The following is a 23,280-nucleotide window of genomic DNA, read 5'->3' on the forward strand; positions in this document are numbered from 1 at the left end:
CGGTAAGGGCACGTCATGACGGAGCATCGAATCTATTCCACAAGCTTTGCCAGCGTCTATCCGCACTATGTCGCCAAGGCGCAAAGGAAAGGACGCACCAGAGCCGAGGTCGATGAGATCATCTGCTGGCTGACGGGCTACACCGAGAAGGAACTCGAGGCCGAACTGGAGAAGAAAACCAGCTTCGAGGATTTCTTTGGCCAGGCCTCTCGACTGAATCCTTTGCGGAATTTGATTACAGGGGTGGTCTGCGGCGTCCGCGTGGGAGATATCGAGGATCCACTGATGAAGGAAATTCGCTACCTCGATAAGCTGATCGACGAGCTTGCGAAGGGGAAGCGGTGGCGCTTCACCTCAGCCTCTATCTCCCGCACCAGCGTCTCCAGCGCGGGATTGCGGACGTTGCGGGCGCGGCGAATGACGTAGGCGAGGTTCGGAGGCTTGGGGAACGACTTGTCGACGATCTCCATGCCGGGCCGCAGATGCCGCTGGCTGAGCAGCGCGACGCCGAGGCCGGAGGTCACGCCGGCGATGATGCCGGCGGCGCTCGAACATTCGAACACGATCTCGAACACCGTTCCCTCGTCCTGGCCGAGATCGAGGCCCCAACGGCGATAGAAGCAGTTCTCGTCGAAGGACAGGAATGGCACGGGGTCGCCTTTCGCCAGGGTCAGCTCGGGCGACTTCACCCAATGCAGGGTCTCGCGGAACAGCAGGACATCGGTGGGGCGGACATCGTGCTGGAACACCTGGATGATGGCAGCGTCGAGCGCGCCCTCGCCCAACAGCTTCTGCAAGGCCAGGCTCATGCGCACCTGCGTGCGCACGCTCACCTCGGGGTATAGCCGACGAAACCGGCCAAGGATGCGCGAAAGGTCCGTGCAGGTCGTATCCTCGGTCATCCCCAATGCAATCTTGCCTTGCAGCGTGCTCTTCGACAGGCTCAGGATCGCCTCGTCATGGATGCCCAGGATGCGCCTGGCATAGCCCAGCAGATCCTGCCCTGAACTGGTGAACATCGGCGCATTCGCCTTGCGGCTGAGGATTTCGCAGTCGAGACTCGCTTCCAGCCGCCTGATCTTGTGGCTGACGGCCGATTGCGACAGGCCGAGCATCTCGGCCGCCCGGGTAACGCCGCCATGTTTCTCGATCGCCACCATCGCCCGCAAGGCATCGACATCCAGGCGGCGGTTCATCACTCCAGCCATGACAATCCTCGTTTGAAACGAAAGCAGTGCTCCAGGGTCTCGGCAGAGAACGGGCTTTGAGGGCAATCAGATATGCCACATCTCGCGCCTATTTCATGGATATATCGAAATTTGTCATGTGCAAAGGCGCTTGTGCGCCGCCATAAATCCCGCATCCGAGATCGGCCGTGATCCGCTGGCGAACCCGCTTCGACGAAGAGACTGCATGACGCTCTCGAAACCTCCGTCCCGTCGCCTGGCCTGGCCGCTTCTGGCGGCAGCCCTGGTCGTAAGCTGGAGTTCGGGCTTTGTCGGCATCCGTTACGCCAGCGAGAGCGCCGACGTCATGCTGGTGCTGTTCTGGCGAACTCTGATGTCAGGGCTGGTCCTCCTGCCCTTCGTGCTCATGGTCGGGCCGCGCATCGGCGTCCGGGCGCTGCTCCAGCAGATGGCGTTCGGCGTGGCGATGATGTTCCTCTATCTCGGCGGCTTCGCGCTTGCCATCGGCCAGCGCGTGCCGACCGGCCTTGTCGCGCTGATCTCCGACCTCGTCCCCCTCGCCATCGCGGCACTGTCGCACCCCGTTCTCGGCCACCGGCTGACATCGAGGCAGTGGACCGGAACGGCTCTCGGCGTGCTGGGCGTCCTGATCGTTTCGCTGAACAGCCTCAGCCTCGGCAGCGCGCCGGCCTGGGCGTACGTGGTCACGATCGCTTCCATGATGGTCTTCGCTCTGGCGACCGTGCTGCAGAAGCGGATGGGGACGATCAACATGCCCATCCACCAGAGCCTGTGCATCCAATGCCTGACGGCGGCGCTGTTTTTTGCCGTTTGCGCCGAATGGAAAGGCGGGCTGATGCCGCCCCTTGATGGCCGGTTCGAGTTCGGCATCGCCTGGCTGGTGCTGTTTTCGACCTTCTTCTGCTACGGCGTCTATTATGCGAGCCTGCGCCTCCATAGCGCCGCGCAGGTCAGCAGCGTGATCTATCTCAGCCCGCCGGTGACGATGCTCTGGGCCTGGCTGCTCTTCGGCGAGCCGCTTTCGGCGGCGATGGTCCTCGGCCTCGCGGTTACGCTGTTCGGCGTCTGGCTGACATCGTCGCGTGGCACCACATCGAAGGGCGAGGCAGGTTTGCGCCCAGCCGGGCAGCCGGCCGATTGATCGCGATCCACGCAAACGCCAGCCAATTATCCAACTCAAGGGAGTGAACCATGAAGCTGACTGATTTCAAGGCCTTGACCTTCGATTGCTACGGCACGCTAATCGATTGGGAATCCGGCATGATCGACGCCCTGAAGCCGCTGACCGGGCGGGTTGGCCGCGGCCTCGGCCGCGACGAGATCCTGCAGGCGCATGCCAGGCACGAATCCAGCCAGCAGGACTGGACGCCGCAAAAGCGCTACTGCGACCTTCTGGCTGTCGTCTACAAGCGGCTCGCCGAGGAATGGGGCGTCGTGACCACGCCGGAGGAATGCATCGCCTATGGCCAAAGCGTGAAGGACTGGCCGGCCTTTGCCGATACCGCCGCCGCCCTGCAATACCTCAAGCAGCACTACAAGCTCGTCATCCTCTCCAACGTCGACAATACGAGCTTCTCCTTCAGCAACAGGAAGCTCGGCGTCGATTTCGATGCGATCTACACGGCGGAGGACATCGGCTCCTACAAGCCGTCGCCCCGGAATTTCGACTATATGCTGGAAAAACTGGCGACGCTCGGGATCGGCGACAAGCAAGTCCTGCACACGGCCGAAAGCCTGTTTCATGACCATGCCGTGACCAACCGCCTGGGCCTTAAATCGTGCTGGATCCACCGCCGGCATGCCGATCAGGGTTTCGGCGCCACGATGGATCCCGGCGAGATGCCGAAGGTGGACTTCCGCTTCGACAGCATGGCCGACCTCGCCAAGGCGCATCGGGAGGAATTGCACGGCTGATGGAAGGCCATCCCTCGAGCTGAAATCAGAACTCGCCTGAGCGCCATCAACTCTTTTTACGGGCGGCGCCGCGCTTTTCGGCGGAAGTGCCGGAACCCCATAGGGCGCGGCCGAGCAAGCCCCTGCGTTTGCGCGGGGCGAGGTCGATATCGCTGACCAGCTTGGCGCCACCCTTGCGCCGCTCGAGCGTGATCTTGCGGCTGTGGAAGGCCTCCAGCTCGGCGCGGTGCGCCACGCTCAAGATGGTCACATTAGGCAATTCGTGGATGATGGTCTCCATCATCCTGTCCTGGCTCTTCTCGTCGAGTGCCGCCGTCGCCTCGTCCAGCACGATGATATCGGGCGCGTGCAGGAGCAGCCGCGCGAAGGCCAGGCGCTGCTTCTCGCCGCCCGACAGGGTCTGGTCCCACGGCGCGTCTTCCTCGATCCGGTCGCCAAGATGACCGAGCCCAACCTTGTCGAGGGCAGCCCTGATCTGCGGGATCGTCCAATCCTCGGCGGCGCCCGGATAGGCAGCGGCCCGGCGCAGCGTGCCCGAGGGGATGTAGGGGCGCTGCGGCAGCATGAACATGCGCTTGCCCGGGTGGAAATCGACGCTGCCGCCGCCCCACGGCCACAAGCCCGCTATCGCCCGCACCAGCGTGCTCTTGCCCGAACCGGATTCGCCGGCCACCAGCAGCCGCTCACCCGGCTGGATCACGACCTCGGTTTCCTTGACCACGGCGGTGCCGTCATCGAGCGACACGGACAGATTGTTGAGGCTGAGCATCGTGTCGTCCTTGGTCTCGCCGCGATTGATGCGTCCGAGCGCGTCGCTCTCTTCCGCGCGCTCGAGCCCATCCAGCGACATCATCAGCGAGGCGATGCGCCGTGCCGAGGCGTTCCAGTCGGCCAGGCGCGGGTAATTGTCGACCAGCCATCCGAACGCGCCCTGCACGATGGCAAAGGCGGATGCCGCCTGCATGACCTGCCCAAGCGACATCGAGCCGTCGAGGAATTTTGGCGCGCACAAAAGCACCGGCACCACCGGCGCGAACAGGCTCGATCCCTGCGAGACCAGCGCCGTGCGCATGTGCTGGCCAGCAAGCATCGCCCACTTGCCCAGCACGCCGGCGAAGGTCCTGTCGATGCCGCTGCGCTCCTCCTCCTCGCCGCCGAGCAGGGCAATGCTCTCGCCGTTTTCGCGCACGCGCATCAGCGTGTAGCGAAATTCCGCTTCCGCCTGGTTCTTCTGCTCGGAGAGTTCGACGAAATGCCGGCCGATGACCACCATCGAGGTGGAGGTGATGCCGGCATAGATAACCGCGGTGATGACGAGGAAGCCCGGAATGGTGACGGTCGAGGAGCCGATCGGCAGTGTCAGCGCGCCGCCGATGGTCCACAAGACGACGATGAAGGTCGAGGCCGCCAGGAAGGCATTGAGAACGCCGGAGACGAAATCGACAGGCGATTCGGTGGCGATCCGCAAATCGTCGGCGATGCGGGCTTCCGGGTTCTGGTGATCGCCGCTGACGAGATTGAGCTGGTAGTAGCGGCCGTTGGTGAGCCAGCGGCCGATGACGGATGTGGTGAGCCAGGAGCGCCAGCGGCGCTGGATCGTCATGCGCAGATAGACCTGCGCAACGACGAGGCTGACGCTTCCAAGCACCAGCGGCACGAACACGGCGCTCAGGAAATACACGGTCGGTGCATTGCGCTGTTCGATGGCGTCGAAGATCGAGCGGTTCCAGACATTGATCCCGTACTGAAAGCCGACATTGACGCAGATCAGGATCAGGAGCGCGATCGTGCATGGCCAGGCGAGCTTGTCGCCCCGCCGGCTCCAATAGCCGCGCGCGCTGATCCAGAAGCGCTTCAGCAGGTATTTCTTGCGCGCCTGTTCGGCCTGTTCGGGGCTCAGCTGCGGATCAGGTTCCACCGCCGCTGGCGGCGGCGCCGCCTCGCCGACGACCTCGGATGCGGCCTCGACATCGGGTACCTTCTCCCGGCGGGGCTTCCTGGCACCGTTTGGCTTGGCGCCGCCGGCCGGCCTCTGTTTGGGTTTGATGTCTGCCACAACGGCCATAACGGCCTGGGTATCGGAAGGTTTCATCATGAGGGCTTGCGACCTTGCCAGGGCTGTCCTGGTGCCCCGATATCCGCCACGTCTCGCCATGAGTTCACCGCCGCACAATCGCCACCAAGCCACGCGAAGAGCTTGTAAAACGGAGGTTTTCACGATGCGTCTGGTCTGGACTTTGGTGTTCGCGCTGGCGAGCGGTGCGGCGTATGCGGCTTCGCCGGAGGACGACTACATCGCCGCGCGCGACAAGGCGATCGCGGCCATCGCCGCGATGGAAAGCGCGAACGCTCCCGTGGAAACGCTCGACGCCGCCAATGAGAAGGCCCGCGCCGATCTCGAACAGCGCCTTTCGACGCTTCTTGGACCTTTCACGGTCAAGGGTTTTCCGGCGGCCGGCAGGATCAATATCGAAAGCCTCAGTTCCTCCGATGTCGGCTTCGGCATGCTGGACGGGCTGCGTCACGGCACCGAGGACGGCCCCAGCATCGTCGCGTCGACACGCGGGTTGGTCGAGCGCTGGCTGCAATCGCGTGCGGCGGAGACGGACGCCGATCTCAAACTGCCCACCAGCTTCGACGCGGCGCTGAAGCTCGATGCGTTCTACACCCAGGCGATCGGCAGCGACGCCGCTTTCACCGACACGCTCGACTTCAACCTGAAGACGCCCGACGGCGCCGACATGGCGATCGCCCGCCTTGGCGGCTGGGCACAGGATGTCGGACCTAACTACGACCAGGAAATCGTCGTCACGCTGGTCAAGGGCAACAGTGTCATGATCGCCGAGGCGCCCGCGACACCGCCCGTCCCAAGGATCGCGGCCTGCGACGCGGTGTGGACCGCGGCTGACGCCGCCGCCCAGAAACTGGTCAAGCAGGCCACCGACGACAGCGACGAAAATACATCCGATGCCGCCGACGCCGCCTGGGCAAAAGGCGACAGCGACTTCCGCGCCTGCATGGGCAAGAACCTGCGCGACAACCCGGCCTTCCCCACGCTGCTTGCCCAGGCGCAGACGCTTGCCGACCAGATGGCTGGGAAGTAGGGCGCAAGGCGGACGCGGCGCCGACGCTGCCAATCTCCCCCTTGGGGGGAAGATTGGCTGTTTCGTCGTCAGCACCGTTTCCACCCCTTGCGGCCTCCGCACGCCATCACGATATTGCCGGCGCGCTGGTCTTGCTGACGGCAGTTGCCAGCACCGTTGAAAATTGGTGAAAGGAAGTCCCGATCGCGCATGGCGCGACGGGCGGATGAAAGCGTGGGAAACTCGGAATGACGACAGACACGAAAGCGACGGAAACCAAGGCATTCGAGGCGGATGTTTCGCGGCTGCTGCACATGATGGTGCATTCGGTCTATTCCGATAAGGACGTCTTCCTGCGCGAACTGATTTCCAACGCCGCCGACGCCTGCGAGAAGCTGCGCTTCGAGGCCGTCAGCCGCCCCGAATTGCTGGCCGACGATCCGAAGCCCCGCATCTCGATTGCAGCCGATCCCGACGGCAAGCTGATCACCGTCGAGGACAACGGCATCGGCATGAGCCGCGACGACATGACGGAGGCGCTGGGCACGATCGCGCGCTCGGGCACGCGCGCTTTCATCGAGCGCGTCGGCGCCGGCAATTCGAGCGAGGACACGCAGCTGATCGGCCAGTTCGGCGTCGGCTTCTACTCCGCCTTCATGGTCGCGACCCGCGTCGACGTCATCAGCCGCCTGGCGGGAAGCGAAGAAGCCTGGCGCTGGTCGTCCGACGGCAAGGGTTCCTACGAGATCGCGCCCGCCCCGCTCGAAGCAGCGCCCAAACGCGGCACCCGCGTCGTGCTGCATCTGATGGACGACGCCGCGTCCTACACCGGATCCTATCGGCTCGAGCAACTGGCCAAGTCGCAGTCGGGCCATGTGCCGGTGCCGATCACGCTCATCGAGAAGCCCGGTGCCGAGGCGCGCGACATTGCCGACGGCACGGCCCTTTGGGTCAGGCCGAAAAGCGAGATCAAGCCCGAGGAATACACCGATTTCTACCGCGGCGTCTCCGGCCAGTATGACGAGCCGGCCGCCACCATCCATTTCCGCGCCGAGGGCCGGCAGGAATATAGCGTGCTGGCCTTCGTGCCCGGCTCGCGTCCCTTCGATCTCTTCGACCAGGACCGGAAGGGCCGCATGAAGCTCTATGTGCGCCGCGTCTTCATCACCGACGATGCCGATCTGTTGCCGCGCTACCTGCGCTTCATGCGCGGGCTGGTCGATTCCGCCGACCTGCCGCTCAACGTCTCGCGCGAGATGATCCAGGAAAGCCCGCTGCTTGCCGCGATCCGCAAGGGCCTGACCAACCGCGTGCTTGGCGATCTCGCCAAGCTGGCGGAGAACGAGACCGAGGCCTATGCGAAGATCTGGGAAAACTTCGGCGTCGTCCTCAAGGAAGGGCTCTACGAGGACCATGAGCGGCGCGAGCAGCTCTTGAAGCTCGCCCGCTTCCGCTCAACCGCCTCCGGCGAAGGCTGGCGCGGCCTTGCCGACTACGTCTCGGCGATGAAGGAAGGCCAGAAGGCGATCTTCTTCATGGCCGGCGACGACCGTGCACGGCTCGAAGCCTCGCCGCAGCTCGAAGGTTTCAAGGCACGCGGCATCGAGGTGCTGCTGCTCACCGACCCGGTCGACAGTTTCTGGACGTCGATGGCGCCCGAATTCGACGGCAAGCCGTTCAGGTCGGTGACGCAGGGCGTGGCTGAACTTTCCGAGATCCCGCTGCTCGACGAGGCGAACAAGCCGGATGCGGCGGCGGCGCCCGAGGTCGATGGCTTCCTGGCCTTCGTCAAGGCGGCGCTTGGCGATGCCGTGTCGGACGTGAAGGCCTCCGACCGCCTGACCGAAAGCGCGGTCTGCCTGGTGGCGCCCGAACACGGTCCCGACCGGCAGTTCGAGCGGCTGCTCAACGCCGCCGGCCGCCTCGACAAGACGGCCAAACCGATCCTCGAGATCAACCCCCGCCACGAGCGCGTCCTGGCACTCGCCAACCTCGGCGAAGACGAGCAAGCCTTCAAGGAGGATGCCGCCCACCTTCTCTACGACGAGGCGCGCGTCCTCGACGGCGACAAGCCGGCCGACGCAAGGGCGTTTTCGGAGCGCCTCGCCCGGCTGATCGCGCGCGGTATTTCGAAGGGCTGAGGAGACGCCGGCCAGCCGTTCCCGACGTGTGGTCGAACGGGGTTGCGTGGCGACCCCGTCTCCCGACAAATTTCGGCATCTCTCGCACCCGGCAACGCGCTGAAGTCCGCTGGCTCAATCGCCGACTGTAGACATCGGGCCGCCAATCACCCAATCTTGGCCCGGGAACAAAACAGGCCTTCAAAGAAGGCGCGGACTTCCGGGTGCTCATGGAACGACGATGGACATTGTATGATCCACGGCTGGCCTGGATGCTGGTCGCGCCGGTGCTCTTGCTGCTGATTATTTTCCTGGTGCTGCCGATCGCCGTGATGGCCGGCTATACCTTCTTCACCTTTGTCACCGCCGGCGTGGAAACGAGCGCGCTGACGACCGCGAACTGGCACGAATTCCTCACCGACAGCTACTATCACGGCTTCCTCCTGAAGACGCTGAGGGTCGGAGCCATGACGGCGCTGCTGTGCGGCGTGCTCGGCTACTTCCCCGCCTATTTCATCTGGGCCACGACCTTCAAGCACAAATGGCTGCTGCTGCTTTTGCTGATCGTGCCGTTCTGGATCAGCTTCACCATCCGCACCTTTTCCTGGATCAACATCCTGGGGGAACAGGGCGTCATCAACGTCGCGCTGCTCAAAATGGGCATCATCCATGAGCCGCTGCAGATGCTCTACAACGAAGGCGCGGTCATCCTGGGCATGCTGCACTTCCTGCTGCCCTACATGATCCTCAACGTCTATGTCAGCCTGGAGAGCATTGATCGCACGTTGATTTCGGCGGCCCGCTCGATGGGCTGCACGAGTGCGCAGGCGTTCCGGGAGGTCACGCTGCCGCTGTCGCTGCCCGGCCTGGCGGCGGGCCTGCTGCTTTGCTTCGTGCTGGCCGCCGGCAGCTATGTGACGCCGCAGCTTCTCGGCTCGGGCCGCGACGCTCTGTTCGGCAACCTGATCTACGACACCATCATGGGCGAATTGAACTGGCCGATGGGAGCCACGCTTTCGATCGTGCTGTTCATCGTGCTCGGCTTCTTCGCCGCCGTCTACACGCGCTACATGGGCATGTCGCAGATCGTCAAAGGGCTTGGCGGATGACGGGGCTTGCAGGATGAGGGGAACACGGCGCAGGCAGGAAGGGAGATGGGCCTGGCGGCTGACCGGCTTTGTCACGGTCTGCGTCTACGTCTTCATGTTCGCGCCGATCGTGGCGACGGTGGTCCTGTCGTTCAACGCCTCGATGTTCGGCGGCTTCCCGATGACCGGCTTCAGCCTGCAATGGTACGGCAAGCTGATGGCCAACGAGGCGGTGCTGGCTGCCTTTCGAACATCCTTGTGGATCGCATTGGTCACCGCCATCGTCACCACCGCCATCGGCGTCACCACGGCGTTTGCCTTGGTCCGCTTCGAATTTCGCGGCAAGCAGGCGCTGAGCACGCTGGTGATCCTGCCGGCATTGGTGCCGGAAACCATCCTCGGCGTCGGCCTGCTGGTGCTGATCAAGGCCATCGACCAGCCGAGGACCATGCTGCTCCTGGTGCTTGGCCATATCCTGCTCGCCGTGCCCTATGTGGTGCTGATCGCCCAGGCGCGCATGATCGGCATCCGGCGCGTCTACGAGGAGGCCGCACTGTCGCTTGGCGCCTCTCGCTTCTCGTCCTTCCGCGAGATCACGCTGCCGCTGCTCATCCCGGCCGTTGTCGGCGGCGCCCTGCTCGCCTTCACCATTTCGTTCGACAACACCTCGGCCAGCCTGTTCTGGCGGCCGGCCGGCGTCGAGACCATGCCGACCCAGATCCTTTCCATGCTCAAGATTTCGATCAGCCCGGAGATCAACGCGCTCGGCACCGTGATGATCCTGGTGACCGTCGGCATCCCGCTGATCGGTGGCCTGATCCTGCAAAGCCTGACAAAACTGAGAAGACGTGGCGAACCAAAGGAGGAAATACAATGAAACTCACCACCACCAAGCGGCTGGAACGGCTGCACGATCGATACGCCAATGGCGACCTGAGCCGCCGCACGTTCCTGACGCTGACCGCAGCCGCGGCAGCATCGGCGGGCCTTTCCATGCCCTGGATGGGCCGGGCGCTCGCCGCGGTCCAGGAGGTTCGCTTCGACGGTTGGGGCGGCACGGTGCAGGATGCGATCGACAAGTTCGCCTTCCAGCCCTACACGACCAAGACCAAGATCAAGGTGGTCCAGGGCACGTTCGGCGACGAGGACGAGATCATCACCAAGATCAAGACCGCCAAGCCCGGCGACTACCAGGTCATCCATTCCTCCGGCGTCAACTACTACATCAAATACGTGAACGCCGGCCTGACCTCGGAAATCAACGAGGCCAACATTCCCAACATGGCGAACGTGCTGCAGCCGATGATCGAGCCATTCCGCAAGCTGACGCCGAAGCTCTCCGCCGTGCCCTACGACTACGGCACGACCGGCATCGCCTACAACACCAAGGTGATCTCGCCGGAGGAAGCCAAGGAGAAGGGCGCCGGGCTCCTGCTCGACAAGAAATATGCCGGCAAGGTCGGCGGCTATTCCGACATGACGACGCGCGTCTGGTATGCGGCGATCGCCACCGGGCAGGACCCCAACAACCTCAAGGACATGGACGCCATCTGGGCCAAGGTGCGCGAAACGCGCGACCTCGCCAAGAAGTTCTGGAGTTCCGGCGCGGAGCTGATGGACCTGCTTTCCAAGGGTGAGATCGTGGTGACCGATGCCTGGTCGGGCCGCGTCGCCGCGCTGCAGGACCAGGGCCATCCTATCGGCTATCTCGATCCGGCCGGCTCCTACGCCTGGATGGAGGACATGCTGATCCTGAAGGGTTCGCCCATGGCCGAATGCGAGGAACTCATCAACTTCATGCTCGACCCGGCGACCTCGATCGCGGTGGCCGAAGGCCAGAGCTATCCGCCGTCGCTCGATCCTAACAAGGTCAAGCTGACCGAGAAGATCGAGAAGCTGCCGGCATTCGACAAGACGGGCACGATGAAGTCGCTGACCTTTGCCGATCCGACCTACTGGGCGACCAACGAGGACGCCTGGACCAAGCAGTGGAACAGGATCTCGAAGGGTGCCTGACAGCCAGGACACGACACTCCATCCCCGGCCTGTCCGGGCCGGGGCAGCCGGCGCGAGCGCGGCCGCCGAGGCGAACAGCCCGGCGGTCGAGTTCCGCGACATCGACATCGCCTACGGCAAGTTCGTCGCGGTGCGCGATTTCTCGCTGTCGATCCGCAAGGGCAGCTTCGTCACCCTGCTCGGGCCCTCGGGTTGCGGCAAGACCACGATCCTGCGCTCCATCGCCGGCCTGGTCGACATTTCGGGCGGCCAGATCATGATCGACGGGCGGAGGGTCGACGACGTTCCGATCTACAAGCGCAACATCGGGCTGGTCTTCCAGAGCTACGCGCTGTTCCCGCACAAGAACGTGTTCGATAACGTCGCCTTCGGGCTGAAGTACCGCAACGTGCCGAAGCCCGAGATCGTGCGCAAGGTCGGCAAGGCGCTCGAGATGGTACGGCTGCCGGGCAGCGAGAAGAAGCTGCCGTCGCAACTGTCGGGCGGGCAGCAGCAGCGCATCGCGCTTGCCCGCGCCATCGTCTTCGAGCCGCAGGTGCTGCTGCTGGATGAGCCGTTGTCGGCGCTGGACGCCAACATGCGCGAGGAGATGCGCGTCGAGATCAAGAAGATCCAGAAGGAAACCGGCATCACCGCCATCTTCGTCACGCACGACCAGGAAGAAGCCCTTTCCATGTCGGATCGTATCGTGGTGATGAACGCGGGCGCGGTGGAGCAGATCGGCACTCCGGAGGAGGTCTACGAGGCGCCGGCGACAGCCTTCGTCGCCGACTTCCTCGGCAAGGCCAACATGCTTGCAGGGACCGTGAGCCGGTCCGGCCAAGGAACGGTAACGGTGGTGCTTGGCACCAGCCAGACGGTCAGCGTGGCTTGTCCAAGGCCGCTTGCCGACGGCAGCAAGGTCACCGTCGTGGTGCGGCCGCAGAAATTTTCGGTCGGTGCTGGAACGAGCGCCAATCGGCTGTCCGGCCGCGTGATCTCGGCCTCCTATCTGGGCGGCAGCGCGATCTACGAGATCGACATCGGCGGCAAGACCAGCCTCCGCGCCAATACACCGATCACTGGCCGCGTGCTTCGCGAAGGCGAGACGATCGAGTTGGGTTTTGCCCCGGACGGCTGCGTGCTGCTGGACGGGGCCGGGAAGCGGATTTCCTGAAGGTCGCGGGCGCTTGGTGCGGTTCAGCCACCATTTGACGCGCCCGTGCCGTCTCGCGCAACAGCCCAGATCCCAGCCGCCTGAAGGCGTGGGGTCTGCAGATCCCCATCGGGGCTCTAAACGCTTGTTTCCGCAATTCCGGCAGCGCCGGTCTGGTTTCAACTCGCACCGGTCAGTGATCGACTTTGCGGATGTTGCGCTCGGCCGTGGGTGCAAGGCTCCCGGCTCCGGGCACTGAAGCCGGCGCGCCTTGAAGAACCCAATCCGCCGCGATCTGCCCGATCACCGGCGCCAGCTGGATGCCATAGCCTCCGGCGCCGGCGGCGGTGACCAATGCCGGTTCCGAGGCATCGATCGGTCCGACGAGCGGCCGATGATCGGCCGTGACAGGATAAAGGCCGGCCCAGCCACGGCCAAGCCGCGCGCCCGGCAGATCGGGCAGCCGTTCCAGCAGCAGTTCGGCCAGGTGGACCTTCGATTGCTCCTCGCACTGGTCGTTGTAATTGTCCGGATCCTCGGGAGCGATGGACGTCACCTTGTGGATCTCGGCAATCAGCGCGCCTGGCTTGTCGTGGCGGAAATTAAGGCCGCTGCCCTCGCCGTCCACGAGGTCCATGACCATCGGCATCGTATAGTCGAGCGGCCTGTCCAGATGGATGACGACCGCCTCATGGCGCTCGGGCCATATGTGCAGGCGCTGGCCGAAGAGCTCGGCGACCCGCGGCGCCCAGGCGCCGCCTGCGTTGACCACGGCATCGCATTCGACCGGATCGCCATTGGTCTCCAGCCTGTAGCCGCCTGGCCGCCTTCCCACCCCGAGCACCTTGCGGTACTGGCGGATGTCGCCGGCCTTTTCGCGGACGATCCGCGCCAGGAAATTGCACATGTCATAGGGATCGAGAAAGCCGTTGTCGGGTCCGAACAAACCGCCTTCGAGCCCGTCGGGGCTGAGGTGGGGAACAAGGTCCCTGAGTTCGTTCGCGCGGATCAGGCGCGACTTCAGGCCGGCCCCGCCCTGAATCTCGACTGATTTCGCGAACAGCTCCATCTGCGCGGGCGTGCGCGCGAGCCGAAGATAACCGATGTGGTTGAATTGAAGCCCCTGCCCCTCCCACTGGCGAAACCGGCGGAACGATTGAACGCGAAGCATGATCTCGAACGGATCGGTAAATTGCGACCCGACAACGCCGACCGACCTGCCGCTCGAGCCTGAAGCGATCGACTGCGCTTCCAGCACCGTCACGCGCGCGCCCTGTTCGAGGAGGGTGAGCGCCGTGCATAGGCCCAGCGTGCCCGCACCGATCACCACGACATGGAAGGAAGCTGTCATATAGGGTCACCTGCTTTCAGGCATGATCCCCGATGTTCCAGAGCTCATGCTTCGACAAAGAGATAGGGAGGCGAATCGACCAAACGTCATCCTGATCCACGCTGCGCTGCGATCTCGCCCAGGGTGTCGTCGATCGCATGCAGAATGCTGCGCGCGTCCGCCTGTGTCATTGGCGTCGAGAGCGCGAACAGGCCGTAGCTGGCAGACAGGACGCCGCGGCTGAGCAAGCCCTTGTGGAATGTATCGAACCTCCGGTGCTCGGCCTGGCCCGGATAGACGGATCTATAGTCGGTAACCGGATGCGAGGTAAAATGAACCTTGAACAGCGAACCGAGGCCCACGCATTGGCCGGCAAGGCCATGCCTGTCGAACGAGGCGGACACCCCTTCGCGCAGGAATGCGCCCAGTGTATCGAGATGGGCAAAGCTCTCCTTCGTCAGCGCCCGCATCGAGGCGAGCCCGGCCCGCATGGTCACCGGATTGGCGGTGAACGTGCCGCCATGGGGAAGAGCGGGCTTGCCCCTGGTCGGATCGAACACCGCCATGACATCGGCGCGCCCGCCAACGGCGCCCACGGGGAAGCCGCCGCCGATGATCTTTCCGAGCGCGGTCAGGTCGGGCTCGATGCCCCACAACCCCTGCGCGCCCGACCAGCCAAGGCGAAACGAGATGACTTCGTCGAAGACAATCAGGGTCCCGGCCGCGCGGGCAATCTCGACCATTGCGTGCAGATAGTCCCGGCGTGCCGGGATGAGGCCGGCACGATTGGGCATCGGATCGATCAGCACGCCTGCTATGCTGTCGCCCTGGGCGGCGAAGACGGCGCGAAGCGCCTCGACATCGTTGAAGGGCACGGCAATCACATCGTCCAGCACCCCGCGCGGCGTTCCCATTGCGTAAGGCGTCGATCTTGGCATGTCGCCCCAATTGGACGGGGAACTGTCCAGGCTCACCTCGGCGAAATCATACGACCCATGGTAGGCGCCTTCGATCTTGACGATCTTCGGCCGCCCGGTGAAGGCGCGCGCGGCCTTGATGGCCATCATCACCCCCTCCGTGCCGGAGTTGGTGAAGCGGATCCGGTCGACGGAGGGCAGCCGGTCGACGAGAACCTCGGCAAGCTCGATCTCGCTGAGCGTCGGGGCGCCGAAGGCCGTGCCGAACGGCAGTTGCTCGACCACGGCGGCAGCGACATCGGGATGCGTGTAGCCATGGATCATCGAGGTGAAATTGTTGATGCAGTCATAGTAGACGTTGCCGTCGACATCCCAGACCCTGCACCCCTCGCCTCGCGCGGCATAGATCGGAAACGGATCGACAAAGACGGTGGTGCGCGTATTGCCGCCCGGCATCACCTCCTTGGCGCGCTCGAAGAGGCTCTTTGATCCAGGCATGGCGTCGGGATAATGCGGCATGGCTCTCGCTGGCGAATTTGACCGTCAAGGCGGCGGCGGCACCGCCGCTCGTCGCAATGCTATGGCCAGCTTCTGCACCGACGCAATCGGCCAGGCGGAGTATGCGACACGACCAGGCCGTCACCGACCATTATCCTCCCGCCGCCACTGCCCGGTTCGGATGCCTGAGGTGGGTTGGCGTGATGCCGGTCTGCTGGCGGAACACACGGCTGAAATGGCCGGCATTGGTGAAGCCGCAGCGGTAGGCGATGTCGCCGATCTGCAAGTCGCTGCCTTCCAGCAGCGACTTCGCATGATGCACCCTGAGCGCCAGATATGCCGCCATCGGGCCGATTCCCAGTTCCAACCCGAAGAGCCGTTCGAGCTGGCGCCGCGAGCAGTTCAGGCGGCTTGCGATCTCGGCCACCGACAGCGTCTCCTGCAGGTTGCTCTCCATCAACAGCAAGGCCCGCTTCACCGCCCGGCTCGACGCCGCCGGAAACAGGTCGCCGACGGGCTGCACGTCGCGGCTGCTCCTGATCCGGTCGAGCACCAGGATCTTGGCGGCCTTCTCGGCCGCCTTCTGGCCGATGAACTGGGACACGAAATGGCCCGCGAGGTCGGCGGCACCCGTGCCGCCCGCGCATGTCGCGCGGCCCCGGTCGACGGTAAAAAGGCTGTCGGCATGGGCGTTGACCTCCGGGAACCGGCTGCGGAAATCCTTGATGTGGAACCAGCTGACGGCAGCGCTGTAGCCGTCGAGCAACCCGTAGCGCGCCAGCACGAAGCTTCCCGTGCAGAGCGCCGTCAGCGGCACTCCCTTGCCGGCGGCACGCAAAAGAAACGCCTCCTTCTCGGAACTCAGGCTGCGGTTTGTGTCGAGCAGGCCGCCGACCACGACCACGTTATCGAAATCCTCGGGGTTGCCGATCCCCCCGGTCGGCAGCAATTCGACGCCGCAACTTGCCCGGATCGGCAGGCCGCGTTCGCCGACGATCTCCCAGTCGAACTCTATCCTGCGGCTGCGGTCGCCCTCATCGCCCGCCAGCCGCAGCGTGTCGATGAACAACGATAGCGGCGACAGCGTGAAGTCGCGAACGAGGAGAAACGCAAAACGCCTGGCCATTGTTGTTCGGAACCGTCCTCGTGCCCTCTGATTGCACCCTGTTGCGCATCACTCGCCACCCCTTATATAGCCCGTGTCGGAAAAGGCAGAGTTGGTTTGGCAAGCCCAACTCCTTTCGCCAGCGAATTCCTTTCGCCGGGAAAGTTCTGGTCTTCGGCTTCGTGCACGAGATCCCCGCGACGAACATCGGACGCTGCTCAAGCGCCCGTCGCGTCCGACATGAAGGCGATCGCAACCCTTCTCGCCGCGCGGGCAAGCGCGATCAGCGCCGAGATCAGGCGCGGCCTCGGCGTCGAGGACTTCGAGCAAGTCGGATCAGCACATGACCGTCCGCGCCGGCGGCGAGACACTTCGCGCGCGCTGGCTTATTGGCTGCGGTGGCGGCCGCTGGGCCACCGACGCTGATCCGGACCTCGAGGGAGTTGCCAAGGCCGCGGCGCGGTGGTTTGGCGAACCCGAATGAAGCGTGTCCATCGGGCGGCGAATCCAACTGCCCCGCCGATGAAGCCGAACACCCGCCGGGTCCCATGCCAGGGGAACTGATCGAGCCTGATTTCGGTTGTCTGTTGTGCGAACGATCGTTGCACGGCAGGCACCTGACGAGCGAAGATAAAATATGAAACCTGCAGCCAAGCGGCGCGGTTCCCTGCGGAAGGTCCTAGGTGGCATCGCAGCGGCGATTGCGACCACCCCTGACCGGAGGGCCGAGCAAGGCGCGAGCACCGCGTCAATGGTTGCCGAATGGCCGCTGCCGCCGTCGGCGACGCTTGGCTCCTCCTTGCGCCTGAAAGGGATCGAACGCGAAGTACGGGCCAGGCTGCCCTGGACAGTGAGGAAATTTGCCAAGGCCGAGACCGGCCGCATCGTCTTGCGCATGCTGCAGGCCGACGCGGATGCGTTCCGGGCCGCCTCGGCGACCATCTCCAGGACGCTGGAGGGGATCGAAGCGCTGGCCGTGCTTCCGCGAGAAGCGGAGGACATTCTCACCATCTCGTCGCGCGAGCGGCACAGGTGGCTCAGGGACGGTCGCCTGAAAAGCATCGGCACGCGCACCGTGAAGATGCGCGGGCGATCCAAGGCCGTGACCTTCCATGTCTTCGATCCACGCCACATCGAGGACGTTCTTGATCGTGACCTGGCGACCGCCTGGCGGGAGGAGGATGCGCGGGAAACATCCGAAAACAGGAGGCGCGGAGCCGGCAAGGCCGCGCTGACGCGAGCAGGCAAGCGGACGGGCAACGCCCGCAAGACCAGGAATTCGGGAAAAGACGACGCGCCCAAGCTCGAGGGCTGGGACACGTTCGAGGCGGAAGGATTGCTGCGGTAGAGCAACCCCAGGAAAGCGATTTTTCCGGCGAGGGTCGCGCTCGCGCCCCACTCGTCTACGGATATTGCGCCTTACCGGGGCCGGCAGCGCCGAGATCGCCTTGCAACTCCTTGGGCAGGGGAAGGCTCGAACATTGCAGATGGACGTCGCGGGCGAGCAGCTTTCGCTGCTTCTGCTCGTGCTCCTTGGTGGCTGCTATGATCCCCAATCCATACGGGCCAAGTGCGACGAATTCCCAACCCGGATGCGTTTTTTCGCGGACCGCGTAGTCCGAAGCCGCCGCTCGAGCTTGCTGGCATTGCGGCGACGCCCATTTCTGGTCCTGCTGCGAAAGAGAGGCTCCGTAATCGACTGGAGAGGTCGCGCATCCGGCCATCGTCGCGGCCAATGCGGACGTTGCAAGCCCCACCGCAATTTTCATCCAGAAGCCCTTTGCCAACCACCGTGGAGAGTACATGGACGCCTTCATCTCACAAGGGAAGCGTTGCGACCAGAGAGCCGGCCTCGTTTCCTGGGGCCCGCCCGTCGCCAGATTTGGACCGCGGCTGGGAACCAATGATGGGCGAGACTGTTCAGTTGTAACTTGATACGACGCTGACATTCTTGCCGGCGGGCAAGGCGGACATCTTCAGGAGTTCCCATCATGACTATTTCGTCCGGATTTCGTTCAATCGCCATTGCCGCGATCGCCGCTGCGGGCGTCAGCCTGGCCAGCGCCGCGCATGCCGACAGTGGTAAAATCCGCTTCTCCGTCTACAAAGCGGCCTTCTTTGTCGGAGGCTCCGGTGGCGAGGGCACGCTGACTTTTCATGGCCGCAAATACCCGATCTCGATCGGCGGCGTCTCGGGCGGCCTCGCCTTCGGCGTCTCCAAGACTTATTTCCAGGGCACCGTGCGCCACATCAAGCGCGTCCGGGACGTGACTGGCGTGTACGGCGCCGCCGGCGGCGGCGGCACGCTCGGCAAAGGCGCCCAGGTGATCGTGATGACCAACGACAAGGGCGCCCAGCTTGAACTCACGGGCCGACAGGTTGGCCTGCAGGTCAACGCCGATCTGAGCGGGCTCGCCATCTCGCTGAGATAAGCCTCGTGGCGTGAAGCGCGTCGCCATGACCGTGCGACGCGCTCCGGCGCACATTTTGAAACTGGAAATCAGCTCCTCAACCCCGGCGCTTCCTGTCCAGTGCGCTCGACATATTCCGTATAGCCGCCACCATAGGTGTGGATGCCTTCCGGCGTCAGTTCGAGCACGCGGTTCGACAGCGCGGCCAGGAAATGCCGGTCGTGCGAGACGAACAGCATCGTGCCTTCATACTGCGACAACGCCTCAATCAGCATCTGCTTGGTGGTGATGTCCAGATGGTTGGTCGGTTCGTCCAGCACCAGGAGGTTGGGCGGGTCGAACAGCATCAGCGCCATCACCAGCCGCGCCTTCTCGCCGCCTGACAGCACCCGGCATTTCTTCTCGATCTCGTCGCCGGAAAAGCCGAAACAGCCGGCAAGTGCCCGAAGCGGCGCCTGGCCGGCCTGCGGAAAATTATCCTCCAGCGTCTGGAACACGGTGCGCTCGCCTTCGAGCAACTCCATGGCGTGCTGGGCGAAATAGCCCATTTTCACACTCGGTCCCCGCGCCACCGTGCCGGTATCGGGATCGGAAGCGCCGGCCACCAGCTTCAGCAGCGTCGATTTTCCCGCGCCATTGACGCCCATGATGCACCAACGCTCGCGGCGGCGGACCTGGAAGTCGAGCCCTTCATAGATGGTGCGGCTGCCATAGGCCTTGTGCACGTTCTTCAAGGTGACGACGTCCTCGCCGCAGCGCGGCGCCGGCTGGAACTCGAAATTCACCACCTGGCGGCGCTTTGGCGGCTCGACGCGGTCGATTTTGTCTAGCTTCTTCACCCGGCTCTGCACCTGCGCGGCATGCGAGGCACGCGCCTTGAAGCGCTCGATGAAGGCGATCTCCTTGGCCAGCATCGCCTGCTGACGTTCGAACTGAGCCTGCTGCTGCTTGTCGGCGATCGCCCGCTGCTGCTGGTAGAATTCGTAATTGCCGGAATAGGCGGTGAGCGATCCCGCATCGATCTCGACGATCTTGTTGACGATGCGGTTCATGAACTCGCGGTCGTGCGAGGTCATCAGCAGCGCGCCGTCATAGCCTTTCAGGAACTGCTCCAGCCAGATCAGGCTTTCCAGGTCGAGATGGTTCGACGGTTCGTCGAGCAGCATGGCGTCGGGCCGCATCAGCAGGATGCGGGCCAGCGCCACGCGCATCTTCCAGCCGCCCGAGAGTTTGCCGACGTCGCCGTCCATCATCTCCTGGCTGAAGCCCAGACCGTCCAGCACCTCGCGGGCACGCCCGTCCAGCGCATAACCGTCGAGTTCCTCGAAGCGATGCTGCGCCTCGCCATACTTTTCGATGATCTCATCCATCCGGTCGGCCTGGTCGGGGTCGGCCATCGCAGCCTCGAGTTCCGCCATTTCGGCCGCCACGTCGCTCACCGGCCCAGCACCGTTCATCACTTCCGCGACCGCGCTGTGGCCGGCCATGTCGCCGACATCCTGGCTGAAATAGCCGATGGTGACGCCACAATCGACCTGCACCTGGCCCTCGTCAGGCTGCTCCTGGCCGGTGATCATGCGAAACAAGGTCGTCTTGCCGGCGCCGTTCGGCCCGACGAGGCCGATCTTCTCGCCCTTCTGCAGCGTGGCCGACGCCTCGATGAAGACAAGCTGACGGCCGTTCTGTTTGCCGATGTTTTCAAGTCTGATCATGGTGATCCGGGGAGGCTCAAAGGAGATTGGAGGATTTGCCCGCGCCCTTACGCGAATGAAGATGCCAGGGGAAGAGGCAGAAGCGCCGCAGATGCCTGGCGGAGCACGAGGCGCCGATCTCCTCGGCTGGGGGAAATCCGCTGTTTGCATGGCTGCTCCTGCCTGCCGGCGTCCATGAAAAATCGGCGGGCGGTCGAAATCCGCCCTTGTCGAACGACTTTGACGCGGTGGCCTGCACGGCCAGACCAGAAACGCCAACAGGACAGGACCATGGCAATGGCCAAGATGCTCGTGATCTACAAAACCCCGGCCGATCCGGCCGCCTTCGACCGCCACTATTTCGACGTGCACATACCACTTGCCAAGAAGCTTCCCGGGCTGCGGCGCTATGATGTCAGCAGGCGGCCCATCGTCAAGCTCTCGGCGGGCGAGATGCCTTATCTGGTGGGAACATTGTATTTCGACAGCCTCGACGACATCCGCGCCGCCTTCGCCTCGGAAGTCGGCGTCGCCTGCGCCGCCGACCGGCGGATACTGGCTCCGGGCGACGACGATCTGACGATGCTGTTGTTCGACGCCGACGAGGTGTGATCCCGACCGCCAGAAACACTCCAGAAACAAGATTCAACATCCGGGAAAAACTGAGGAAAACATCGTCGGGCATAACATGCTCGTGGCAACCGGGCAGCGGTCGCCACCAATGCAAAGGGATGCTGCCCGCGATGCAACGACATTCGACCGGATGGATGAGTGCCCTCGCAGGCATTTCGCTGGCCATGCTCGCGGTCGCACAGTCGGGTGCGGAGGCGGCGGTCACCCGAAGCGAATATTGCAGCCGGCTCGGTCTTCAACTCGACGGCGCCATCCAGACCAGGGCCAGGCCCGGTGCCAGTGCGAGCCAGATCGCGCAGGCAACGGCACTGCAGGACAAGGCGAACCGGTTCTGTGCCGAGAGCAAGCAGGCGCAAGGCATCCGGACCTACGCCAACGCCCTGAAGCTCCTCGGTGTGACACCGGTCGACCTCAACCAGTGACGAGCAGTCACCACCCTTGAAGACCCGTCACGAAAAAGGGCGGCTTTTTCCCGCGGGCAATGCCGCGAGCGGTCCGCCCTCGCGCAGCATGTCTTGCCCTTGCTGGATGGCGGCAAAGTCCTGATGACGGATCTGGGTGGAATCCGGGTAGAACGCGGTCGAGGAATTCTGCACGCCATCACCACGGCAGTCCTGCCGTCACCACGGCAATCTCTCGCCATCGCGAAAAAAGCCGCCGGTCGGGCCGTCGTCCGGCAAGGTCGCGGCCCAGACGATGCCGGCCGCCCCTTGCGCGACCGGGCGTCCGCCCGGTCCTCCCATGTCGGTGGCGACCCAGCCAGGGCAGACGGCATTGACCAGCACGCCGGAGCCGCGCAGCTCCGCCGCCAGCACGCGCGTCAGCGCGTTGAGCGTCGCCTTCGAGGTCGAATAGGCCGGCGTCCCCGCCCCCATCGAGGCTAGCGAACCGCCTTCGGACGACCCATTGACCAGTCGGCCATGGCCGCCCGCCCCGAGCAGCGGCGCGAAGGCGGCGGCCGCCCGCCAGGCGCCGAAGACGTTGGTCTCGAACGCCTCGCGGATGACGGTCCAGTCGGGCCGCGAGGCGCGCGAGCCGGTGTCGTAATGGAGGGCGGCATTGTTGATCAGCACGTCGAGCCGGCCGAACCGCCGCTGCACCTCTTCGGCTGCCGTCTGAGCCGCGTCAGGCGCGGCGACATCGAGCGCGATGACCTCGACATGGCCATCGAGCGCCTTGGCCGCCGCCTCGCCCTTGGCGATATCGCGCACGCCGAGCAGTACGGTGAAGCCGAGCTTGGCCAATTGCCGGCCGGTTTCCTGACCGATGCCGCGATTGGCGCCTGTGACGAGGGCGACTTTGTCGGAATGGGTGTTCATCTGTCATGCCTTTGTGGCTGCCGATCATCGAAGCGAAGATGGCACGGAGGGAATTGATTTATTAGGCGGCGGAGATCGCAGTCATTGTGCGATCGATTGCATGGATTGGTTTGCGCAGGAATCGGGTGTCGGCCGGCGCTGCGCCATGCGATCGTTGATCCATCATGAGGACCGGTCATGCTCACGCTCGACGATTATCTGCCATCGCAGAACGGCTGGAAGGTCCGGGTCCTGCTCGGATTGCTTGAGATTCCCTACGACAGTCATCCCGTCTCGATTTTCGAGGGCGAGAGCCATACCGACGCCTTCCTGGCGCTCAACCCGGCAGGCGCTGTTCCCGTACTTCAACTCCAAGACGGCAGCGCCATTGCTGAATCCAATGCGATCCTCACCTACCTCGCCGAAGGCACGTCCTTCCTGCCGTCGGACCGCTATCGGCGTGCCAAGGTCATGCAATGGCTGTTCTTCGAACAGTACAATATCGAGCCCGTCATCGGCTCGCTGCGCTTCTGGACCTTGACGGGACGGCTCGAGCGCAACCAGGCCATGGTTGCCGGAAAACGCGAAGCCGCAGCCCGTACGCTCGCCGCCCTGGACCGCAGCCTCGGCGAGACGCCGTTCCTCGCCGGCAGCGACTTCACCGTCGCCGACATCGCCGTCTATGCCTACAGCCATCGCGCCGGGGATTGCGGCTTTTCGCTGCCTGACTATCCAGCGTTCGCCGCATGGACGGACCGCGTGCGCGATGCCATCGGACCCGGCTACCCCGTCCATCCCTACGGTATCGATCCGCATTCCGGAGCCTGAGCGCA

At 64.1% G+C, this 23,280-nt stretch carries 22 protein-coding genes and 1 pseudogene; 15 read left to right on the forward strand and 8 right to left on the reverse strand.

The genetic code is table 11. From position 1 onward, the window contains the following. Positions 1-15: 15 nt before the first annotated feature. Positions 16-426 carry a DUF2200 domain-containing protein gene (locus LB516_RS15200; RefSeq protein ID WP_224719866.1) on the forward strand — a complete coding sequence of 137 codons (411 nt, stop codon included), beginning with the start codon at positions 16-18 and terminating at the stop codon, positions 424-426. Here LB516_RS15200 and LB516_RS15205 read toward each other — a convergent pair. Beyond that, a pseudogene (locus LB516_RS15205) lies at positions 342-1,208 on the reverse strand (LysR family transcriptional regulator); the annotation flags it as partial. The gene LB516_RS15200 and the pseudogene LB516_RS15205 sit on opposite strands and share 85 nt — an antisense overlap. Before the next feature lie 205 nt (positions 1,209-1,413). Between LB516_RS15205 and LB516_RS15210 the strand changes: the two are divergent. Further along, complete coding sequence (locus LB516_RS15210; RefSeq protein WP_224719867.1) at positions 1,414-2,349, forward strand: DMT family transporter; 936 nt, start codon at positions 1,414-1,416, stop codon at positions 2,347-2,349. 50 nt (positions 2,350-2,399) lie between these two features. Continuing rightward, positions 2,400-3,122, forward strand: coding sequence for a haloacid dehalogenase type II (locus tag LB516_RS15215; RefSeq protein WP_224642923.1), 723 nt, complete (start codon positions 2,400-2,402; stop codon positions 3,120-3,122). A 46-nt stretch (positions 3,123-3,168) separates the two neighbouring features. Here the strand turns inward: LB516_RS15215 and LB516_RS15220 are convergent, their stop codons facing one another. After that, positions 3,169-5,187, reverse strand: coding sequence for an ABC transporter ATP-binding protein/permease (locus LB516_RS15220; RefSeq protein ID WP_263492547.1), 2,019 nt, complete (start codon positions 5,185-5,187; stop codon positions 3,169-3,171). A 154-nt stretch (positions 5,188-5,341) separates the two neighbouring features. Here LB516_RS15220 and LB516_RS15225 point away from each other — a divergent pair, with 154 nt between their 5' ends. From LB516_RS15225 to LB516_RS15250, 6 genes are all read left to right on the forward strand, one after another. Next, a complete protein-coding gene (locus LB516_RS15225; RefSeq protein WP_224719868.1) occupies positions 5,342-6,226 on the forward strand; it encodes a hypothetical protein in 885 nt (294 codons plus the stop codon). Positions 6,227-6,453: 227 nt separating this feature from the next. Then, positions 6,454-8,346 carry a molecular chaperone HtpG gene (gene htpG, locus LB516_RS15230; RefSeq protein ID WP_224719869.1) on the forward strand — a complete coding sequence of 631 codons (1,893 nt, stop codon included), beginning with the start codon at positions 6,454-6,456 and terminating at the stop codon, positions 8,344-8,346. 209 nt (positions 8,347-8,555) lie between these two features. Further along, positions 8,556-9,434 carry an ABC transporter permease gene (locus LB516_RS15235; protein ID WP_224719870.1) on the forward strand — a complete coding sequence of 293 codons (879 nt, stop codon included), beginning with the start codon at positions 8,556-8,558 and terminating at the stop codon, positions 9,432-9,434. A 13-nt stretch (positions 9,435-9,447) separates the two neighbouring features. Then, on the forward strand, positions 9,448-10,290 hold the full coding sequence (locus LB516_RS15240; RefSeq protein ID WP_015316882.1) for an ABC transporter permease: 843 nt from the start codon (positions 9,448-9,450) through the stop codon (positions 10,288-10,290). Further along, positions 10,287-11,429: an ABC transporter substrate-binding protein gene (locus tag LB516_RS15245; protein WP_224719871.1), complete on the forward strand. Its 1,143-nt coding sequence runs from the start codon at positions 10,287-10,289 to the stop codon at positions 11,427-11,429. The genes LB516_RS15240 and LB516_RS15245 overlap by 4 nt, the downstream gene beginning before the upstream one ends. Further along, a complete protein-coding gene (locus LB516_RS15250; RefSeq protein ID WP_224719872.1) occupies positions 11,422-12,585 on the forward strand; it encodes an ABC transporter ATP-binding protein in 1,164 nt (387 codons plus the stop codon). The genes LB516_RS15245 and LB516_RS15250 overlap by 8 nt, the downstream gene beginning before the upstream one ends. 172 nt (positions 12,586-12,757) lie before the next feature. Here LB516_RS15250 and LB516_RS15255 read toward each other — a convergent pair whose 3' ends face one another. The 3 genes from LB516_RS15255 to LB516_RS15265 all read right to left on the reverse strand — a co-directional run bounded on the left by LB516_RS15255 (position 12,758) and on the right by LB516_RS15265 (position 16,435). Further along, entirely contained in the window at positions 12,758-13,915 is a 1,158-nt protein-coding gene (locus LB516_RS15255; protein WP_140788466.1) for an NAD(P)/FAD-dependent oxidoreductase, read from the reverse strand. Between the two features lie 86 nt (positions 13,916-14,001). Next, the gene (locus LB516_RS15260) at positions 14,002-15,330 is read right to left on the reverse strand and encodes an aspartate aminotransferase family protein (protein ID WP_224719873.1); all 1,329 of its coding nucleotides are present in this window, start codon (positions 15,328-15,330) and stop codon (positions 14,002-14,004) included. Between the two features lie 130 nt (positions 15,331-15,460). Then, positions 15,461-16,435 carry a GlxA family transcriptional regulator gene (locus tag LB516_RS15265; RefSeq protein ID WP_015316877.1) on the reverse strand — a complete coding sequence of 325 codons (975 nt, stop codon included), beginning with the start codon at positions 16,433-16,435 and terminating at the stop codon, positions 15,461-15,463. 322 nt (positions 16,436-16,757) lie between these two features. Here LB516_RS15265 and LB516_RS15270 point away from each other — a divergent pair, with 322 nt between their 5' ends. After that, complete coding sequence (locus LB516_RS15270; protein WP_224719874.1) at positions 16,758-16,898, forward strand: hypothetical protein; 141 nt, start codon at positions 16,758-16,760, stop codon at positions 16,896-16,898. Positions 16,899-17,051: 153 nt separating this feature from the next. Beyond that, a complete protein-coding gene (locus LB516_RS15275; RefSeq protein ID WP_140663448.1) occupies positions 17,052-17,762 on the forward strand; it encodes a hypothetical protein in 711 nt (236 codons plus the stop codon). Between the two features lie 55 nt (positions 17,763-17,817). Here LB516_RS15275 and LB516_RS15280 read toward each other — a convergent pair whose 3' ends face one another. Then, positions 17,818-18,183: a hypothetical protein gene (locus LB516_RS15280; RefSeq protein ID WP_224719960.1), complete on the reverse strand. Its 366-nt coding sequence runs from the start codon at positions 18,181-18,183 to the stop codon at positions 17,818-17,820. A 222-nt stretch (positions 18,184-18,405) separates the two neighbouring features. Here LB516_RS15280 and LB516_RS15285 point away from each other — a divergent pair, with 222 nt between their 5' ends. After that, entirely contained in the window at positions 18,406-18,846 is a 441-nt protein-coding gene (locus LB516_RS15285; protein WP_140663452.1) for a hypothetical protein, read from the forward strand. A gap of 68 nt (positions 18,847-18,914) precedes the next feature. Here LB516_RS15285 and LB516_RS15290 read toward each other — a convergent pair whose 3' ends face one another. Then, on the reverse strand, positions 18,915-20,537 hold the full coding sequence (locus LB516_RS15290) for an ABC-F family ATP-binding cassette domain-containing protein (RefSeq protein WP_224719875.1): 1,623 nt from the start codon (positions 20,535-20,537) through the stop codon (positions 18,915-18,917). 276 nt (positions 20,538-20,813) lie between these two features. Here LB516_RS15290 and LB516_RS15295 point away from each other — a divergent pair, with 276 nt between their 5' ends. Both LB516_RS15295 and LB516_RS15300 read left to right on the forward strand, forming a co-directional pair. After that, positions 20,814-21,128, forward strand: a complete 315-nt coding sequence (locus LB516_RS15295; protein WP_015316871.1) for an EthD family reductase — start codon at positions 20,814-20,816, stop codon at positions 21,126-21,128. A 155-nt stretch (positions 21,129-21,283) separates the two neighbouring features. Further along, on the forward strand, positions 21,284-21,571 hold the full coding sequence (locus LB516_RS15300) for a hypothetical protein (protein WP_140716425.1): 288 nt from the start codon (positions 21,284-21,286) through the stop codon (positions 21,569-21,571). 198 nt (positions 21,572-21,769) lie between these two features. Here LB516_RS15300 and LB516_RS15305 read toward each other — a convergent pair whose 3' ends face one another. Beyond that, entirely contained in the window at positions 21,770-22,468 is a 699-nt protein-coding gene (locus LB516_RS15305; protein ID WP_224719876.1) for an SDR family NAD(P)-dependent oxidoreductase, read from the reverse strand. Positions 22,469-22,645: 177 nt separating this feature from the next. Between LB516_RS15305 and LB516_RS15310 the strand changes: the two genes are divergently transcribed. Further along, positions 22,646-23,275: a glutathione S-transferase family protein gene (locus tag LB516_RS15310; RefSeq protein ID WP_224719877.1), complete on the forward strand. Its 630-nt coding sequence runs from the start codon at positions 22,646-22,648 to the stop codon at positions 23,273-23,275. Positions 23,276-23,280 lie beyond the last annotated feature (5 nt).

Source organism: Mesorhizobium sp. CO1-1-7 (genome assembly GCF_020164885.1).
In the GTDB taxonomy this organism is placed as follows: Bacteria; Pseudomonadota; Alphaproteobacteria; order Rhizobiales; family Rhizobiaceae; genus Mesorhizobium; species Mesorhizobium australicum.

Bases quoted from the DNA above. Each gene is read 5' to 3' on its own strand.
- LB516_RS15200 (WP_224719866.1), top strand. From the start codon at position 16: ATGACGGAGCATCGAATCTATTCCACAAGCTTTGCCAGCGTCTATCCG.
- LB516_RS15280 (WP_224719960.1), bottom strand. From the start codon at position 18,183: ATGAAAATTGCGGTGGGGCTTGCAACGTCCGCATTGGCCGCGACGATG.
- LB516_RS15260 (WP_224719873.1), bottom strand. From the start codon at position 15,330: ATGCCGCATTATCCCGACGCCATGCCTGGATCAAAGAGCCTCTTCGAG.
- LB516_RS15275 (WP_140663448.1), top strand. From the start codon at position 17,052: ATGAAACCTGCAGCCAAGCGGCGCGGTTCCCTGCGGAAGGTCCTAGGT.
- LB516_RS15270 (WP_224719874.1), top strand. From the start codon at position 16,758: ATGACCGTCCGCGCCGGCGGCGAGACACTTCGCGCGCGCTGGCTTATT.
- LB516_RS15255 (WP_140788466.1), bottom strand. From the start codon at position 13,915: ATGACAGCTTCCTTCCATGTCGTGGTGATCGGTGCGGGCACGCTGGGC.
- LB516_RS15300 (WP_140716425.1), top strand. From the start codon at position 21,284: ATGAGTGCCCTCGCAGGCATTTCGCTGGCCATGCTCGCGGTCGCACAG.
- LB516_RS15310 (WP_224719877.1), top strand. From the start codon at position 22,646: ATGCTCACGCTCGACGATTATCTGCCATCGCAGAACGGCTGGAAGGTC.
- htpG (WP_224719869.1), top strand. From the start codon at position 6,454: ATGACGACAGACACGAAAGCGACGGAAACCAAGGCATTCGAGGCGGAT.
- LB516_RS15235 (WP_224719870.1), top strand. From the start codon at position 8,556: ATGGAACGACGATGGACATTGTATGATCCACGGCTGGCCTGGATGCTG.
- LB516_RS15305 (WP_224719876.1), bottom strand. From the start codon at position 22,468: ATGAACACCCATTCCGACAAAGTCGCCCTCGTCACAGGCGCCAATCGC.
- LB516_RS15240 (WP_015316882.1), top strand. From the start codon at position 9,448: ATGAGGGGAACACGGCGCAGGCAGGAAGGGAGATGGGCCTGGCGGCTG.
- LB516_RS15265 (WP_015316877.1), bottom strand. From the start codon at position 16,435: ATGGCCAGGCGTTTTGCGTTTCTCCTCGTTCGCGACTTCACGCTGTCG.
- LB516_RS15210 (WP_224719867.1), top strand. From the start codon at position 1,414: ATGACGCTCTCGAAACCTCCGTCCCGTCGCCTGGCCTGGCCGCTTCTG.
- LB516_RS15215 (WP_224642923.1), top strand. From the start codon at position 2,400: ATGAAGCTGACTGATTTCAAGGCCTTGACCTTCGATTGCTACGGCACG.
- LB516_RS15220 (WP_263492547.1), bottom strand. From the start codon at position 5,187: ATGGCCGTTGTGGCAGACATCAAACCCAAACAGAGGCCGGCCGGCGGC.
- LB516_RS15290 (WP_224719875.1), bottom strand. From the start codon at position 20,537: ATGATCAGACTTGAAAACATCGGCAAACAGAACGGCCGTCAGCTTGTC.
- LB516_RS15225 (WP_224719868.1), top strand. From the start codon at position 5,342: ATGCGTCTGGTCTGGACTTTGGTGTTCGCGCTGGCGAGCGGTGCGGCG.
- LB516_RS15295 (WP_015316871.1), top strand. From the start codon at position 20,814: ATGGCCAAGATGCTCGTGATCTACAAAACCCCGGCCGATCCGGCCGCC.
- LB516_RS15285 (WP_140663452.1), top strand. From the start codon at position 18,406: ATGACTATTTCGTCCGGATTTCGTTCAATCGCCATTGCCGCGATCGCC.
- LB516_RS15245 (WP_224719871.1), top strand. From the start codon at position 10,287: ATGAAACTCACCACCACCAAGCGGCTGGAACGGCTGCACGATCGATAC.